Source organism: Aquimarina callyspongiae (genome assembly GCF_034322225.1).
Lineage (GTDB): Bacteria > Bacteroidota > Bacteroidia > Flavobacteriales > Flavobacteriaceae > Aquimarina.
Window position 1 is genome coordinate 1 of record NZ_JAXLPA010000005.1, and the last position, 17,175, is coordinate 17,175.

15 protein-coding genes are annotated in these 17,175 nt (G+C 33.3%); 12 read left to right on the plus strand and 3 right to left on the minus strand.

All coding sequences use genetic code 11. The annotated features are described in order from the left end of the window. From U0D62_RS19955 to U0D62_RS19965, 3 genes are all read left to right on the plus strand, one after another. A partial coding sequence (locus U0D62_RS19955; RefSeq protein WP_322289110.1) for an N-acetylmuramoyl-L-alanine amidase occupies positions 1-2,743 on the plus strand: 2,743 nt, incomplete at its 5' end. A gap of 23 nt (positions 2,744-2,766) precedes the next feature. Continuing rightward, positions 2,767-3,447 carry a hypothetical protein gene (locus U0D62_RS19960; RefSeq protein ID WP_322289111.1) on the plus strand — a complete coding sequence of 227 codons (681 nt, stop codon included), beginning with the start codon at positions 2,767-2,769 and terminating at the stop codon, positions 3,445-3,447. Positions 3,448-3,848: 401 nt separating this feature from the next. Continuing rightward, positions 3,849-4,403, plus strand: coding sequence for a hypothetical protein (locus U0D62_RS19965; protein ID WP_322289112.1), 555 nt, complete (start codon positions 3,849-3,851; stop codon positions 4,401-4,403). A 195-nt stretch (positions 4,404-4,598) separates the two neighbouring features. Here the strand turns inward: U0D62_RS19965 and U0D62_RS19970 are convergent, their stop codons facing one another. The 3 genes from U0D62_RS19970 to U0D62_RS19980 form a co-directional block, all read right to left on the minus strand. Next, positions 4,599-5,813, minus strand: a complete 1,215-nt coding sequence (locus tag U0D62_RS19970; protein ID WP_322289113.1) for a sensor histidine kinase — start codon at positions 5,811-5,813, stop codon at positions 4,599-4,601. 97 nt (positions 5,814-5,910) lie between these two features. Further along, complete coding sequence (locus U0D62_RS19975) at positions 5,911-6,855, minus strand: phosphoribosylaminoimidazolesuccinocarboxamide synthase (protein WP_322289114.1); 945 nt, start codon at positions 6,853-6,855, stop codon at positions 5,911-5,913. Positions 6,856-6,927: 72 nt separating this feature from the next. Continuing rightward, the gene (locus U0D62_RS19980) at positions 6,928-7,884 is read right to left on the minus strand and encodes a PhoH family protein (protein ID WP_322289115.1); all 957 of its coding nucleotides are present in this window, start codon (positions 7,882-7,884) and stop codon (positions 6,928-6,930) included. Between the two features lie 288 nt (positions 7,885-8,172). Here U0D62_RS19980 and U0D62_RS19985 point away from each other — a divergent pair, with 288 nt between their 5' ends. From U0D62_RS19985 to U0D62_RS20025, 9 genes are all read left to right on the plus strand, one after another. Beyond that, complete coding sequence (locus tag U0D62_RS19985; protein WP_322289116.1) at positions 8,173-9,003, plus strand: SAM hydrolase/SAM-dependent halogenase family protein; 831 nt, start codon at positions 8,173-8,175, stop codon at positions 9,001-9,003. Positions 9,004-9,254: 251 nt separating this feature from the next. Continuing rightward, positions 9,255-9,551 (plus strand): putative quinol monooxygenase, encoded by a 297-nt coding sequence (locus U0D62_RS19990; RefSeq protein ID WP_322289117.1) that lies wholly within the window; start codon positions 9,255-9,257, stop codon positions 9,549-9,551. A 63-nt stretch (positions 9,552-9,614) separates the two neighbouring features. Continuing rightward, entirely contained in the window at positions 9,615-12,002 is a 2,388-nt protein-coding gene (gene gldG, locus U0D62_RS19995; protein ID WP_322289118.1) for a gliding motility-associated ABC transporter substrate-binding protein GldG, read from the plus strand. A 70-nt stretch (positions 12,003-12,072) separates the two neighbouring features. Further along, positions 12,073-12,510, plus strand: coding sequence for an SRPBCC family protein (locus tag U0D62_RS20000; RefSeq protein WP_322289119.1), 438 nt, complete (start codon positions 12,073-12,075; stop codon positions 12,508-12,510). A gap of 44 nt (positions 12,511-12,554) precedes the next feature. Further along, complete coding sequence (locus tag U0D62_RS20005; RefSeq protein ID WP_322289120.1) at positions 12,555-13,133, plus strand: DUF1572 family protein; 579 nt, start codon at positions 12,555-12,557, stop codon at positions 13,131-13,133. Between the two features lie 129 nt (positions 13,134-13,262). Beyond that, the gene (gene dnaN, locus U0D62_RS20010) at positions 13,263-14,381 is read left to right on the plus strand and encodes a DNA polymerase III subunit beta (RefSeq protein WP_322289121.1); all 1,119 of its coding nucleotides are present in this window, start codon (positions 13,263-13,265) and stop codon (positions 14,379-14,381) included. 74 nt (positions 14,382-14,455) lie between these two features. Further along, the gene (locus U0D62_RS20015) at positions 14,456-15,025 is read left to right on the plus strand and encodes an isochorismatase family protein (protein ID WP_322289122.1); all 570 of its coding nucleotides are present in this window, start codon (positions 14,456-14,458) and stop codon (positions 15,023-15,025) included. Between the two features lie 13 nt (positions 15,026-15,038). Continuing rightward, positions 15,039-15,518 (plus strand): nuclear transport factor 2 family protein, encoded by a 480-nt coding sequence (locus U0D62_RS20020; protein ID WP_322289123.1) that lies wholly within the window; start codon positions 15,039-15,041, stop codon positions 15,516-15,518. Between the two features lie 118 nt (positions 15,519-15,636). Beyond that, entirely contained in the window at positions 15,637-17,151 is a 1,515-nt protein-coding gene (locus tag U0D62_RS20025; RefSeq protein WP_322289124.1) for a M20/M25/M40 family metallo-hydrolase, read from the plus strand. The last annotated feature ends 24 nt before the right edge of the window (positions 17,152-17,175 follow it).

The following is a 17,175-nucleotide window of genomic DNA, read 5'->3' on the forward strand; positions in this document are numbered from 1 at the left end:
TGAGAATATAGCCCACGATACCTATTATGTATATGATGATTTTGGGAACCTGACCTATGTAATCCCTCCAAAAGTAACACTGAGTTCAACAGATGGAGTAAGTACAACTGAACTATCAGAGCTATGCTATCAATATAAATATGATCACAGAAATCGATTGATAGAAAAGAAGATTCCAGGTAAAGGATGGGAGTACATTGTATATAATAAATTGGATCAACCTGTAATGACTCAGGATGCACTTTTAAAGGCACAAAGTGCCTGGTTGTTTACTAGCTATGATGCTTTTGGTCGTGTTGCGTATACAGGAGTAGATAAAAACAACACCAAAGAAAGAAGTGTTGTACAAGCAGAAGCTGATGCATCAGTTTCTCAATATGTCAATAAAACAACCACAGCAAATCTATATGCCGGTACAACAATATATTATAACAAAGGAAGTGTATACCCTAATAGTTTTGATGAAATATACACTATCAATTATTATGATAATTATACGTTTGATGGTAGTGTTGCCAATCCAGGAACAGTTTATAATCAAACCATTGCTACCAATGCTAAAGGACTGGCTACCGCATCTAAAGTACGAGTATTGGGTACCAACTTCTGGATTACAACAGTAACCTACTACGATCAAAAAGGAAGACCGGTATATATACATAGTACCAATGAATATCTAAATACAATAGACATTGTAGAAACCCAATTGGATTTTGCAGGCAAAGTAGTAACATCCAAAACTACGCATACCAAGGATAGTAATGCTCCAATTGTAACAGTAGATACCTTTACCTATGACCACATGGGTAGATTGTTAGATCAGTCGCAACAGATAGGTACCCAGGCAACAGAACGTATTGTTAGCAATACCTATGATGAAATAGGACAATTGATCACCAAAAATGTAGGAGGAACTACCACAGGAACAGGGTTGCAAACGGTAGATTACACCTATAATGTACGTGGTTGGTTACAAAGTATTAATGATGTGAACAATATAGGCAATGATCTGTTTGCTTTTGGGATCAATTACAATACTACCACAGAAGGATTAGGAGCTCCTAAGTTATACAATGGTAACATTAGTGAAACCACCTGGAAGACCGCCAATGATCTGACCAAAAGAGCGTATGGATATCAATATGATGCTTTAAATAGGATTACTAAAGGATTAGACAACACTCCAGATCAACGGTATAGTTTAACCGATATTGGTTATGATAAAAATGGGAATATTGAATCCTTGGTAAGAAAAGGGCAAGCTAACTTAAATGCTACTTCTTTTGGGTATATGGATGTATTAACCTATGAATATGATAATGGTAACAAACTCAATAAAGTATCAGATAATGGAGGACCTTATGGATTTAAAGATGGCACCAATACGAATAATGATTACGAATATGATATCAATGGTAATATGACCATCGATCGTAATAAAGGAATTAACAATATCACTTATAACCATTTAAATCTACCGACACAAGTAACCGTTGCAAATGGAGCAACTAACGGGAATATTACCTATATTTACGATGCCACTGGAGCTAAACTTAGAAAAGTAGCAACAGAGGGAAGTTCTGTAACAACAACGGATTATGCTGGTAATTATATTTATAAAAATAATACACTTGAGTTCTTTAACCATCCAGAAGGATATATAGAACCAGATGGTAGCGGTTATAAATATATCTACCAATACAAAGATCATTTAGGAAACATACGACTCTCATACGCAGATAGCGACAATGATGGGAAAATTGATGTTCTTAGAAATAACACTGACATCGATGGGGATGGTGACAATGCAATGGAAATACGGGAGGAAAAGAATTATTATCCTTTTGGACTGACACATAAAGGGTATAATTCTACTGTTAGAGGTAGAAAGCATACTTATGGGTTTGTAGGGAAAGAAGAGAATAGTGAAGTTGGTTTAGAATGGCTTGATTTTGGAGCTCGTAATTATAATGCTGCATTAGGACGATGGATGAATATTGATCCTTTTGCAGAAGTAATGCGCAGACATTCTCCTTATAATTATGCATTTAACAACCCTATTTTTTTCCAAGACCCTGATGGAAATATGCCTTGTCCTACAGGGGATTGTCCAGAAGAAGATAAAACAAAAGTAGCTATTGATGCAGGACATGGTATAGATGGTGATAATAATCCACAAATGGATCCTGGAGCTGTAGCAAACGGAGAACAAGAAAAAGATTTAGCATTGAATATATCAAAAAGTGTAAATTCTCACCTTCAGTCTTTTGGAGAAGATACTGTAATGATAAGAGAGGGAGATTTAGTAGTAGAAGGAAATTCTTTAAAATTTAGAACTAATAAAGCTAAAGACGAAGATTCTGATATTTTTGTTAGTATACACATAAATTCAGCAGCTAATGAAGATGCAAGTGGTTTTACAGTACTTTTCAAGGATAATGGAACAAATGCAGAAGAAAACCAAAGTTTAGCAGAAAATATTGCTGAAAAACAAAGTGTAATGTCTCTTAGAGGAGATGGTACACACGTGAGAAATGGTTTGTCTGTTCTAAATAGTTTTAGTTCTACAGGTCCTGCTGTTCTTGTCGAAGTAGGTTTTATTACCAATCAAGGAGACGTAGATCAAATGTCTACTCAAGCCCACGAGATAGGTAGAGACATAGCAAAGGGAATATTTAGTTTTATAACTGGCGGAACTGAACCTAAAGTACCAGCTATAGATAGTTCTCTCAATCAAAAATAAATACATAGTATAAGAACTTTATTATGAATGTACACAGTTTTTTACCAATTATCTTTTGCGTAATTATTTTTACTAGTTGTAATCAAATAAAAAGAAATATTAATACTAGTGGAGATATAAATAATCAGATTTCTAAAAAAATTAACCTTGAATTTGAATTGTCAGATTCTATTAAAAATAGAATATTAGAGAACAAATTATGGATTAATTCTTGGACAGATATAGATAGTACATTTTCTATAAATGATTTTGAAAAGGAATTTGAAAAGCGATTAAAATTAAATTGGTTTTCCTATAAAAAATCTGAGTTAAAAATAAAATCATTTGACTCCCTACTTATTCATTCAAATAAAGGTAAGTCAATAGATTTATACAGTTATAATACAATATTTGAAGAAGAAGGAGAGTTTATTTTTGTTCAATCTGGTGTAGATACTAAAGTTTTCATCAATGATAGTAATAATAGCAAAACAGAACTTATCACTACGGGTTCAATAGAAGTCATTGAAGATGCTTTTTGGTTAAATGAGAATACTATAATATTGTTAGGTTATTTATTCGAGGATAAATTAAAACCTTTCGTATGGTTTTTTCAAATTGAAGAGAATATTCAAGCTCGATATATTACAGACAGAGGTTTTGGAGGAAAAAGAGAGAAGCACAATTTTCTTTCATATAAATACCCAAGGATAAAACAAAAATAACCAGATAACTCGGATAATCCGTGTGGTCAGTAAAAATAAGAACCAGTTACATTTTAATGATGTAGCTGGTTTTTTTATGAGTACGCTTTTTTAGCTTTAGCATCTCGTAAGAATGCATCAAGTAAGGCAAATAAATGACTTTTATCTACTTCACTTAATAGTTCAAAGTCTTGCAAGCGTTCTATCATCCGTTTATCAAAAGAAGGTTTTAAGGTATCCCCTGCTACCGCTAGCCTCTTGGCTAGTGGCGAGTAAGAGTATACTTTACAATTATAAGGATTATAAAGAGACTGTCTTAAAAGGCAGTCTTTTTTTGTATTTTGCTGTACTGAGTAGAAATTATAAATTCAATACTCAAACCATTTGGTATATTAGAAATTAATAAATCTCTATAACTCGTAATGCGTTATTTAATCATCATATTATTTTTAATTAGTACTAGTTCTTTAGCACAAGAGCTTATTATAGAAAATGATAGCTTGATATTATGGCAAAAAAGCAGAAAGTTAACCTGGGATGATTTTAAAGGAGCAAAACAACAACCTAAAGACGTGTATTCAATGCATAAGATTGCAACTACCGCGATTTATTTTAAAAAAAGATATACCCAAACTCAGGGAAAACCTCCAAAACTTACCATCAGTTGTTATTTCGAAAAGTATCGCTCCTGGACAATTACTGATGATCATAAAACTTTAGAGCACGAACAAATACATTTTGATATTGCAGAATTATACATCCGAAAAGTAAGACAAGTTTTTACCAATCTACAAAAAAAGAGAGTTCTTACTATTAAAACATATATGAATAAAGTGAACGCTTTGATTACTGCATGTGGTGAATATCAAAACACCTATGATGATGAAGTATTATTGAGTTATAAAAAGCAACTAGAATGGCAATCAAAGATTGCAAAGGAGTTAGAAAAATTAAAGGAATATGAATATATCCCCTAATTCTCCATACTAGTGACCCTCAAAAATTATCTAAACCGTAAGAGGCTGTTTAAAAAGGTAGCTTTTGGTTGTCAAACTGAGCCTGTCGAAGTTTTTAATTTGTTGCTTTCAAAATGTCTTCGACAGGCTCAGACTGACAATTTTTGGTTTTAATAACTTTATTAGACAGCTCTTTTATATTTTTTTAATGAATCTTTATTTAGCAACCAAAAACTTTGCTACCGTAAAAGTAAAGGTACTCCCCTCACCTAGTACTGAGGAAACACTTATTTTTCCACCAAGGCTATCTACGATTTTCTTAACTACCGCCAATCCAATACCAGTTCCCAGGTTTCCGTCTCGGTCTTCGACTCCTACCACAGTAAAGAGATCAAAAACTTTATCCAGATAAGGTTTTGGGATTCCGTCGCCATTATCTTTTACAATAAATTCATAATAAACATCCTGATCATTCAAGGTAATATCTATTAATACTTCAGGTTTTGAATTGTATTTTATAGCATTAGTAACCAGATTGATCAATATTTGCATCAATGCAGATCGATTGGTGATAAACTCTCCCACCGCTGTACTATTGCGAAATATAACATTTCGCTCTGTATTGGTCATTACTTCTAACTCTTTAATCAACGAGTCAAAATACACGATCACCTTTTCCTGCTTCAGAGAATCTTCGCTTTTATAAAACTTAAGAATCCCATCAATATATTCTTTTAATGAATATGAAGATGTTTTCAGGTATTGTAAATACTGTAATGATTCATCGGTAATAGAATCCTTAATATCATCTTCGAGTAATTCTGTAAGTGATATAATATTGGCTAATGGAGATTTAAGATCGTGAGAAACTACACTTGCAAATTTTTGCAAATCCTCGTTTCTCTTTTTTAGCTTATCTCCTAGTTTTTCCAACTTCAGGTTTTGGTATCGTTGTTCAAAAAGATTTACTACCTGTTTTGACATCGATAATAAGGCTTCTTTTTGCTTATCTGTTAATTGTCTAGGTTTATTATCATAAACGCATAACGTTCCTAACTTATACCCATCTGAGTCAATTAAAGGAGCTCCTGCATAAAAAATAGCTTGATGTTCTGTTACCAAAGGGTTACCAATAAAGCGTTCGTCTTCTCTGGCATCTTTGATAATGGTAATAGCATCATCACCATTAATGGCATGACCGCAAAAAGAAATCTCTCTGGGAGATTCATTAAACGGAATACCGTGATGTGATTTTAAAAAATTTCGGTCTTTGTCCAGTAGTGTAATTAATGAGATAGGTGCATCACAAATGTATGACATTAATGATGTAATGTTATCATAGCTCTCTTCTGGCAATGTGTCCAGCAATTGATACTTTTCAACCGCTGCCTGTCTTTCTTTTTCGTTTTGGGGTAAAAATGGCGCAATCATGGGTGCAAAACTATAAAATCTTATGGATTTTAAGCCTCTAAAAACCAAAAGATGAGACTTTTAAGTTTTTTTTAGCTAAAAAAAATACAATTCTTACTTAAGAAAGGTAAGCTAGTACATGATCCTCTATCCTTTTCTGAATATCAGAGACATTTGCTTTTTCAAACGATGAACCTGTGATGTTTTCATATAATTCGATATATCGATCAGAAACCGAAGTAATATATTCATCTGTCATCTCTGGAATCTGCTGTCCTTCTAATCCTTGAAAACCATTATTGATCAACCACTGACGTACAAACTCTTTGGATAATTGCTTTTGTGATTCTCCTTTTTCTTGTCGTTCATTATACCCATCTGCATAAAAATAGCGAGAAGAATCCGGCGTATGGATCTCATCAATCAGTACGATCTTACCGTCTTTGGTTTTTCCAAATTCATATTTAGTATCCACGAGAATCAATCCTTGCTCTGCAGCAATCTCTGTTCCTCTTTGAAATAATTTTCTGGTATAATCTTCAAGTACCAGGTAATCTTCTTCAGAAACGATTCCTTTTGCTAATATATCCTCACGAGAAATATCTTCATCGTGATCTCCTTTTTCGGCTTTGGTTGCCGGAGTAATAATAGGCTCTGGAAAACGATCATTCTCCTTCATTCCTTCTGGCATAGGTACACCGCATAACATACGCTTACCAGCTTTATACTCACGAGCTGCATGACCAGACATATATCCACGAATCACCATTTCTACTTTAAAAGGCTCACATAAATGACCTACAGCTACATTGGGATCTGGTGTTGCAATCAACCAGTTAGGTACAAGATCTTCTGTTGCTTTCATCATTTTTGTAGCAATCTGGTTAAGAATCTGCCCTTTAAAAGGAATTCCTTTGGGCATCACCACATCAAATGCTGATAAACGATCGGTAGCGATCATCACCAATACCTCATCATTGATATTATATACTTCTCTTACTTTTCCTTTGTATACAGATACCTGACCTGGAAAATTATAGTTTGTATCTACTATTGTGTTCATTCAAAAAGTTTCAGATTTTAGGTTTTTGGTATTCTGATTTTTAACATCAGAGATTAAAAACCCAAAACGAATTTATCCATTTCTATTTTCAATTTCTTTATAAGCGGCAATTACCTTTTTCACCAGTTTGTGACGAATCACATCTTTATCATCCAGGTAGATCATTCCGATACCCTGGATATTTTTTAAAACTAATAAAGCTTCTTTTAATCCAGAAGTAACTCTTCTCGGCAAATCTATCTGTCCCGGATCACCAGTAACGATAAACTTGGCATTCTTACCCATACGGGTTAAGAACATTTTCATCTGTGCATGGGTAGTATTCTGCGCTTCATCCAGAATTACAAAAGCGTTATCCAGTGTACGACCACGCATAAATGCCATCGGTGCAATTTGTATTACTCCTTTTTCTATAAAGCTATCCAGTTTTTCTGCTGGAATCATATCGCGCAATGCATCATATAACGGTTGCATATACGGATCTAATTTTTCTTTTAAATCTCCTGGTAAGAATCCCAGGTTTTCTCCAGCTTCTACTGCAGGACGTGTTAAGATAATACGACGTACCTGTTTTTCTTTTAGTGCTTTTACTGCAAGGGCAACTCCGGTATATGTTTTTCCGGTTCCGGCAGGACCGATCGCAAAAACCATATCATTCTTATTACAAGATTCTACTAGTTTACGTTGGTTAGCCGTCTGCGCTTTGATTAACTTACCTCCTACTCCGTGAACCAGAATCTCTCCACTCACCTCAGAAGTTTCATAATCTGCTTTGCTCTCGCTGGTCAATACACGCTCGATGACATTTTCATCCAGCTTATTATACTTACCAAAATGTTCTAAAAGCATATTAAGGCGCATGTCAAACTCTTCGAGCAATTCTTCATCACCATAGACCTTCATTTTGCTACCTCTGGCAACTATTTTTAATTTAGGAAAGTATTTTTTTAATAATTGGATATTACTATTCTGAAGTCCGAAAAATTCTCTCGGATTGATTTCTGTTAATTCAATGATAAGTTCATTCAAAAGCTATACGAATTTTAGTATGATTTCTTTTTAGGATTGACTAAGTTTGTCCCAATCCCGACAATCATCGGGATCAGGGTTATTCATAACTTTGATTTAGGGGAATAAATATTAGCATAATAAAACGTTACGTTTTTACAAAAAGTAAGATCTACGATCATCCAGAATGTCAAAAAAATACAGTTTTACGCATCTGTTTATTGCCAGAACAAAAACTTTGAATAACTTCTAAGCAAATTTACATAATTTTAAGAGCTTACAGTCAAAAGATATTAACAATTCTTGTACATGCCAATAATCACATTAACTACAGATTTCGGGACCAAAGATCACTTTGTATCTGCTGTTAAAGGGGCTATCTATACAGAACTACCTGATGCCAGAGTTGTTGATATTTCGCATGAGATCTCACCATTTCATATTACCGAAGCTGCTTATATTATTCAAAATGCCTATAAAAGCTTCCCAAAAGGGAGTATTCATATTGTGGGTATTGATAGTGAACTCCATCCAGAAAACAAGCATATTGCCGTTTTATTAGATGATCATTATTTTATTTGTGCAAACAATGGGTTGATATCTTTAATTGCTTCAGAGTTTAAACCAGAGAAAATTGTAGAAATCAATATTCACAATGCTATTGATACTAATTTTCCGGTATTGGATGTATTTGTTGCCGTAGCCTGTCACATTGCAAGAGGTGGAACCTTAGAAGTAATCGGTAAATCAACCGAAGACATCAAAATGATAAAAGGGATCACTCCTATTGTCAATGTTGGAGATAAACAAATTGTAGGCAGCATTATTTATATTGATAATTATGGTAATCTAATTACTAATATCACCAGAAAGCTTTTTGATGATGTAGGTAAAGGCCGTAAATTTAAGATTATGGCTCGTACAGCTGTTTTTGAGAGTATTTATAATCGATATAGTGATGCCATAAATTTTGATATCGAAAAAGGCAAACGTGAAGAAGATGGTAAAAAACTAGCAGTGTTTAACTCATCTGGATACCTTGAATTAGCTATCTATAAAAGTAATCCAAAAACCGTAGGTGGTGCTTCAAGTCTTTTTGGGTTATATTTTAGAGATACGGTAAGTATTACATTTGAGTGAATTAGTGTTGGATTGTTAGATCGGTTGGATTATTAAACAAATCTAATAATGAATACTTTGACAGTATATGTTAAATAAAATTATGGCGTTTGATCGGGCTATCCGTTATATCTTTTTTACTTGTTCTCGATACAATCCGCCAGAGGGGATCACTCGAACTGACGTAAAAAAGGATGTCACTGCTATCCCTAACGCGAAAACTTTGTAGCTTTGCGACTTCAAGATTTTGTGACTTTGAAACTTTAACAAAAATGATTATAAGAATTGTAAAAATGGGGTTCATACCAGAGCAAATAGATGCTTTTTTAGAGAATTTTGAACTTAATAAGCATAATATTCGAAGTTTTGAAGGTTGTTCTCATCTTAAATTGATACGTGATATCCACAATACCAATCAATTTTTCACCTACAGTCACTGGGAATCTGAAGAACACCTCAATAACTATCGAAACTCTTCGTTATTCAAAGGAGTGTGGGCAAATACCAAAAATAAATTTAATCAAAAACCAGAAGCCTGGAGTGTAGAACAAATTTGGGGAGCTGAATAGTAGATTCAAATATTTTTTTGAAATTTGGAATCGCTCATTATTTATAATTCATAACAAAAAAGAATGCTAGCAGTAATACGAAAAGAAATAAACACCTTTTTTGCATCAGCAGTTGGATATTTAGTTATCGCTATTTTTTTAATACTTAGCGGACTGTTTTTATGGGTGTTTAAAGGTCAATTTAATATCCCGGATAGTGGTTTTGCAGATCTATCTCCTTTCTTTCAGATTGCGCCCTGGATTTTACTATTTTTGATCCCTGCTATCACTATGCGTAGCCTGGCAGAAGAAAAAAAGCAAGGTACTCTCGAATTATTACTTACCAAACCAATGAAAAACAGAAGTTTGGTATTGGGTAAATATCTGGGTAGTTTCTCTCTTATTTGCATAGCACTTGTACCTAGTACTCTTTATATTATTGCTATCTATCAACTAGGTGATCCTATTGGTAACCTGGATGTAGGAAGTACAGTAGGATCATATATTGCATTGTTATTACTTAGCGCCGCATATACCGCAATAGGTACTTTTGCATCTTCTATTACCAATAATCAAATTGTTGCTTTTTTGGTAGCATTATTTCTTTGTTTTGTATTCTATTTTGGGTTTAGCGGATTAGCTAATTACGGTCTTCTTGGGTCCGCTGATTATTTTATGGAGCAATTAGGAATGCAGCTTCATTATGAACGAATTAGCCAGGGAGTTATTGACACTAGAGATATTCTCTACTTTTTGGGTATTATTATCTTATTTATTGCACTTACCACAATTATCCTTAAAAAAGGTACCAAAAAACAAAAAGCCAAACTTATTGGTATTGTCTTACTATCAATTATTGTTTTAAACCTGATCGGAAATTCTGTATACAACCGTTTTGATCTTACACAAGACAAACGTTTTACACTTTCTGAAGCGACAAAAAACCTTATAAAAGAAACCGAAGTTACTGTTGCCATTGATGTTTTACTTGAAGGTGATTTTCCTTCAGAATTCAGAAAATTGCAAAATGAGACCAAGCAATTACTAGAAGAGTTTAATGCTATTAACCCAAACATACAATATGTTTTTACAAACCCTTTAAAGGAAGAAGAGTTTAGAAAAGAAACCCTGGACGAATTACAAAAGTTTGGTTTGACACCTATGGAAGTAAGTGTTCAGGAAAGTGGAAAAACCGAAATAGAGGTTGTGATCCCTTGGGCGATTATGAATTATCAAAATCGAAGCATTAAAATTCCATTAGTAAAAAACACATTAGGTGCTACTACAGAAGAACGTGTTAACAACTCGATTCAACAATTAGAATATACATTTGCTGATGGATTAAAGAAATTATTGCATCCTAAAAAGCATAAAATCGCAGTATTAAAAGGAAACGGACAGTTACCTGATGTAAAAATTGCTGATTTTATCAAAACATTGCAAGAGTACTATTTTGTAGGTGCATATACATTAGATTCTGTAGCAAGTAATCCTCAAAAAACACTGGAAGGTTTACAAAAGTTTGATATGGTTATCAATGCCAAACCTACCGAAGCTTTTTCAGAAAAAGAAAAATATGTACTGGATCAATATGTGATGAATGGTGGTAAATCATTGTGGTTACTAGAGTCCATCGCTATGGAAGTAGATAGCTTATTCAATCAAGAACAGGTAGCACTAGCTACTATTAGAGATTTAAGATTAGGAGATGCATTATTTTCTTATGGTGTACGCATCAATCCCGTACTAGTCAATGATCTATATTCTGCTCCTTTGGTATTAGCTTCAGGGCAAGGTGATGACACCCAATTTACGCCGTATCCCTGGTTTTATGCATCGTTAACCAAAAGCACTAACAATCATCCAATTGTAAAAAATACAGAAGCAGTACGATTTGAGTTTTCTAATCAAATTGATACTTTAAAAAATGATATTAAAAAAACCGTATTACTCACCAGCTCTGATAAATCCAAAACAGAAGGAGTTCCTAAGCTCATACGCTTGGATATCATTAGAGAAAAACCAGATATAGCAAGTTATACACAAGGTTCTCAAAACCTTGCTGTATTATTAGAAGGAGCTTTTAGATCTGCATACAAAAACAGAATTAAACCCTTTAAAACTGATCATAAAGATACTGGCAATGAATCTAAAATGGTAGTAATTGCTGATGGAGATGTTATTAAAAACAGTACCCGAAAAGGACGCCCTATAGAATTAGGGTTAGATCCCTACCTCAACTTAAAATATGGTAATAAAGAGTTTTTATTAAATACTGTAAATTATCTCTTAGACGACTCCGGACTTATTGATGTGCGTGGCAAAGAAATCAATATTCCGTTTTTAAATACCAAAAAAGTAGTTGCCAGCAAAACCTCTTGGCAAGTGATTAATATTGTAATACCATTATTAATACTAGGTTTATTTGGCTTTTTATTTTCGTTTATACGAAAAATAAAGTATAAAAAGTAACTATTGCATTTCTAAGGATTAAAAGGTATATTTTAAGGATTAAGTTTATACAGCCTTTATACCTTATAAAATGACTCAAGACAATAATTCTGTTATAGTTGAGCAATCTTTTGATGCCTCGGCAGAAGAAGTATGGAATGCTCTTACCGACATAACACAAATGCGGCAATGGTTTTTTGATAATATTCCTTCTTTTGAACCTGTGGTTGGATTTGAAACACAATTTACTGTAAATTCAGGTAATCGGGATTTCCTTCATCAATGGAAAATCACTGAGGTCGAACACAATAAGAAAATTGTATACGACTGGAGTTACAAAGAATATGAAGGTAAAGCTTTTGTGGTATTTGAATTATTTGATAAAAAAGACCATACCTTACTAAGAGTTACAAATATTGGTTTGGAGACTTTTACAGCAGATATTCCAGAATTCAGTCGAGAAAGTTGTCAGGGAGGATGGGAATATTTTATTCAGCAAAACCTAAAACGTTTTTTAGACAAAAATTAAAATTTAAAAGAGATCGTTGCTCATTTTCATAAACAGCATAAACTATGAATTCAAATGAATACTTAAGTGGTATTACTAAGCAATTTCAATACTATAAATCATTAGGCGATAAAACTATCGATCAAGTACCCGACGATAAATTGTTCTGGAAATATAATGACGATAGCAATAGTATCGGAACTATCGTTAAGCATTTATGGGGGAATATGAAATCCCGATGGACAGATTTTCTAACTTCTGATGGCGAAAAAAAATGGCGTGAACGAGATGCGGAGTTTGAAAATGATATACAAACCAAAGATGAATTGTTAAGCAAATGGAATGAAGGATGGCAATGCCTATTTGATGCTCTGGAAAGTGTTAATGAGGATAATTTTAATCAGCCTATTTATATCCGTAATATCGAACATAGCATTACTGAAGCCATTAACCGTCAACTGGCTCATTACTCCTATCACGTCGGACAAATTGTTTTTATGGGAAAAATAATTCTTGGTAATAATTGGAAAAGTTTATCCATCCCAAAAGGTGAATCAGTAAATTATAATAAAAAAAGATTCTCTGCTCCCAAACACAAAGCTCATTATACCGATAAACTTATGGATGATAAATCAAATCCATAAACAGAAACAAGAACTTCACAATATAGTCAATAACTCCTTATGGTTTGTTAATAACTAAAGTTTTCTGAATACCAAAATCCAGACAGATTACAATTATATTTGCGTAAAACTGTACATAACGAATCACACATGAAATTTATAGTATCAAGCTCTTACTTATTAAAGCAACTTCAGGTATTGGGTGGTGTAATAAGCAATAGCAATACCTTACCAATTTTAGATAATTTTTTATTCGAACTAGATAATAATTCTCTGAATGTTTCTGCATCAGATCTAGAAACTACTATGTCTGCTAAGCTAGAAGTAGAATCTTCTGATCAGGGAATGATTGCAGTACCAGCTAAATTATTATTAGAAACGTTAAAGACTTTTCCTGAGCAACCTTTGACTTTTGTTGCAAATGATAATAATACAGTAGAGATAAGTTCTAATCACGGTAAATATGCATTAGCGTATGCTGATGGAGAAGAATTCCCTAAAGCTGTAGAGTTAGAAGATCCGAGTTCGACTAATCTTCTGGGAGATATTCTGGCAACAGCAGTTAGTAAAACCATTTTTGCTACAGGTAATGATGATCTAAGACCAGTAATGAGTGGTGTGTTTTTTCAGTTTTCTACAGAAGGCTTAACTTTTGTAGCTACTGATGCTCATAAATTGGTTAAATATACAAGAGCAGATGTAAAAGCATCTCAATCTGCAGAGTTTATAATGCCTAAAAAACCATTAACATTGCTTAAAGGTATTCTTGCAGGAAGTGATAGTGATGTACAGATAGAATATAACGAATCGAATGCTAAGTTTTCTTTTGATGAGACACAATTGATTTGTAGATTAATTGATGGAAAATACCCTAATTATGAAGCGGTTATTCCAAAAGAGAATCCTAATAAGTTAACAATTACTCGTACTCAGTTTTTAAACTCTGTAAAACGTGTGTCTATTTTCTCTAATAAAACAACACATCAAATTAGATTAAAAATTGCAGGAGCAGAATTAAACGTATCTGCAGAAGATATTGATTACTCTAATAAAGCAGAAGAACGCTTAACTTGTGACTACCAAGGCGATGATATGCAAATTGGTTTTAACTCTCGATTCTTAAGTGAAATGTTAGGAAATCTAAGTGCAGATGATGTACAATTAGAGATGTCTTTACCAAACCGAGCCGGTATTCTTACACCAGTAGATGGATTAGATGAAGGAGAACACGTTACCATGTTAGTAATGCCAGTAATGCTCAATAACTAAGAAAACAAAGTTCTATAGAAATATTAAAATCCAATTACCTTAAAGTAGTTGGATTTTTTGATTTAATGATACTTATGAAACATAAAAAAGCACTTCTAGTCATTGATATGCAAAAAGGTTCTTTTACTCCAGATACACCAAGGTTTGATACCCTAGGAGTAGTTAATAGAATTAATACGCTAGCCACAGTATTTCGTGATCATAAGTTTTCTGTCATTTTTATCCAACACGATGGCACTACCGCTAATGAATTTATTCCTAACACATCAGAATGGGAACTATTAGATGAATTAGAAGCCAAATCATCAGATGTATATATAAACAAATATGCAAATGATGTTTTTTATAAATCCTTCCTTGCTTCTACTCTCGATAATTTAGAAATAAATGAATTATATATTACAGGATGTGCTACAGATTTCTGTGTAGAATCTACCATACAATCTGCTTTGACAAAAGATTATTACATTACCGTTGTTGAAGATGGTCATACAACAGGAGACAGGCCACACCTAAAGGCAGAAAAAGTTATCCAACACTATAATTGGGTATGGCAAAATATGATTCCAACCCAAGGAAAAATAGAAGTTAAAAGTTTTGAATTGATAAAAAATAGTATCTTAATGGACAAGAACCTAAAATAAAGCTAGATATATGATGAAAAATACTATCAAATTATTTATTCTACTCTTCGGTTTAACCCTTTGCAGTTGCACTACAGAACAACCCAAAAAAGTTGAAGATCCTACTGTAATTAAATCAAACCTTTTAAAAACTATAGACGAGTTCAATAAAGCGTTTAAAGATTCTGATGTAGCAAAATTAGAATCTATGATAACCGATAATTATAGACATACTAATGGTATTAAAAAAGCATTCAGTAAAAAAACCTGGTTAAAATACCTACAGAGAAGACAGAAAAAAATAGAAGCAGGAGAGCTAGAGATTCATTTTTATGAAATGAATCAGACTAAAATAGAGTTATATGATGATGTAGCCATTGTAACCGCAAAAATTTCTGTAGAAAGCACTAATAAAGAAGAACTTCAGGAGAATGAATATAGAGTTACTAATATCTGGGTCAATGAAGATGGAAATTGGAAAAGAGCTGGATTTCATGACGGAAAGATAAAATAGACCGATTTACTTATTATCTGAAAAACTTTTTATATAGATTATTAAATCGCAGAGGCTTTTTAAATCTCTGCGATTTAATGATATTTAAAGAAGTGTGATACTTTAAAATTATATAATTATGATAAGGTATACCCTAATAGTTTTATGCACTATTCTTTCTTCTTATGCACAACAAGTTGAAGACAAGCATTTGGATTCTCTTTCCCTCACACACGCAAAAGCTTCTTTTGATGAACTTATTGATCTTTTAAGCATTCCTAATGACGCGCATTATCCAGAAGATATTGAAAAAAACATCCTATGGAGTGAAAAAGCTTTCAAAAACAGAGGATATACTACAAAGCGATTAATCACTGAAAAAATCCCTTTATTATTAGCACGCAGAGATTATAAAAATGCAAAAAAAACAATACTTGTATATCTTCAAGTAGACGGACAACCTGTAGATACTTCTAAATGGCATCAAAAAAATCCATATAAAGCAACACTAAAAGAGCAAGATACACAAGGTAGCTGGAGTACACTTCCTTTGAGTAAATTAAAAAGTGAACCAATTAATCCCGATTGGCGAATTTTTGCTAGATCTGCTTCAGATGCCAAAGGTCCAGTACTTATGTTTTTAAAAGCTATGGATATAATCAATAACGCAGATTATACTCCTAATTACAATATCAAAGTTATTCTGGATTTTGAAGAAGAATTAGGTTCTCCCAGGTTACCAAAAGCCGTTCTTGATTATAAAAAAGATTTAGCTGCAGATATGCTGGTAATTTTTGATGGTCCCAGACACAGCTCTAACCAACCCACGTTAACCTATGGAGCCAGAGGAATCACGACGCTTTCTCTCGAAGTTTTTGGGCCAAGAGCACCACAACATAGTGGTCATTATGGTAATTATGTTCCCAATCCAGCATTAAAACTTTCTCAATTATTATCTTCTATGATGAATGAAGATGGTAGTGTTGCAATACCTGGATGGTATGATGGTATTGAAATTTCAGAAAAAGTAAAAAAAATATTAAAGCAAGTGCCAGATGACGAAAATGTTATCAGGAAGAAATTAGGAATTGCTACAATTGATAATATTGCCAATACCTATCAAGAATCGATACAGTATCCTTCCTTAGGAATTCTAGGCCTAAAATCCGCTTGGGTAGGCAAAGAAAGAAGAACAGTTATACCAGCTAGTGCTATTGCCGAAATGAATATAAGATTAGTAAAAGAAACAGATGCAACTCGTATGGTTAATCTTGTAAAGCAACATATTATTGGCAAAGGATACCATATAATAGATAATATACCTACAGAAAGTGAACGACTTACACATTCTAAGATCGTACGCTTCAATTACAATATTGCTTATGATGCTTTTAGAACTGATTTTGATACTGAGATTGGTCAATGGCTTAGAAAAGCAATGAAAAGAGCTTTTGGAGCTCCCCCAATTGAAATAAGAACAGGTGGCGGCTCTATACCTATATCCCCATTCGTAAATACTTTAAAAATTCCGGCAGTTATTGTACCAACAGTAAACAAGGATAATAACCAACATAGTCCTAACGAAAATATTAGATTGGGCAATTACATCGACGGAATTAAGACGATTACTGCTATATTAACCGAAAAACTATAACAATACTATTATCATCTTAAATGA

What these genes read in the sequence shown, in the direction of transcription:
- U0D62_RS19960 (WP_322289111.1), top strand. Translation starts at nt 2,767, where the DNA reads ATGAATGTACACAGTTTTTTACCAATTATCTTTTGCGTAATTATTTTT.
- U0D62_RS19965 (WP_322289112.1), top strand. Translation starts at nt 3,849, where the DNA reads ATGCGTTATTTAATCATCATATTATTTTTAATTAGTACTAGTTCTTTA.
- U0D62_RS19970 (WP_322289113.1), bottom strand. Translation starts at nt 5,813, where the DNA reads ATGATTGCGCCATTTTTACCCCAAAACGAAAAAGAAAGACAGGCAGCG.
- U0D62_RS19975 (WP_322289114.1), bottom strand. Translation starts at nt 6,855, where the DNA reads ATGAACACAATAGTAGATACAAACTATAATTTTCCAGGTCAGGTATCT.
- U0D62_RS19985 (WP_322289116.1), top strand. Translation starts at nt 8,173, where the DNA reads ATGCCAATAATCACATTAACTACAGATTTCGGGACCAAAGATCACTTT.
- U0D62_RS19990 (WP_322289117.1), top strand. Translation starts at nt 9,255, where the DNA reads ATGATTATAAGAATTGTAAAAATGGGGTTCATACCAGAGCAAATAGAT.
- gldG (WP_322289118.1), top strand. Translation starts at nt 9,615, where the DNA reads ATGCTAGCAGTAATACGAAAAGAAATAAACACCTTTTTTGCATCAGCA.
- U0D62_RS20000 (WP_322289119.1), top strand. Translation starts at nt 12,073, where the DNA reads ATGACTCAAGACAATAATTCTGTTATAGTTGAGCAATCTTTTGATGCC.
- U0D62_RS20005 (WP_322289120.1), top strand. Translation starts at nt 12,555, where the DNA reads ATGAATTCAAATGAATACTTAAGTGGTATTACTAAGCAATTTCAATAC.
- dnaN (WP_322289121.1), top strand. Translation starts at nt 13,263, where the DNA reads ATGAAATTTATAGTATCAAGCTCTTACTTATTAAAGCAACTTCAGGTA.
- U0D62_RS20015 (WP_322289122.1), top strand. Translation starts at nt 14,456, where the DNA reads ATGAAACATAAAAAAGCACTTCTAGTCATTGATATGCAAAAAGGTTCT.
- U0D62_RS20020 (WP_322289123.1), top strand. Translation starts at nt 15,039, where the DNA reads ATGAAAAATACTATCAAATTATTTATTCTACTCTTCGGTTTAACCCTT.
- U0D62_RS20025 (WP_322289124.1), top strand. Translation starts at nt 15,637, where the DNA reads ATGATAAGGTATACCCTAATAGTTTTATGCACTATTCTTTCTTCTTAT.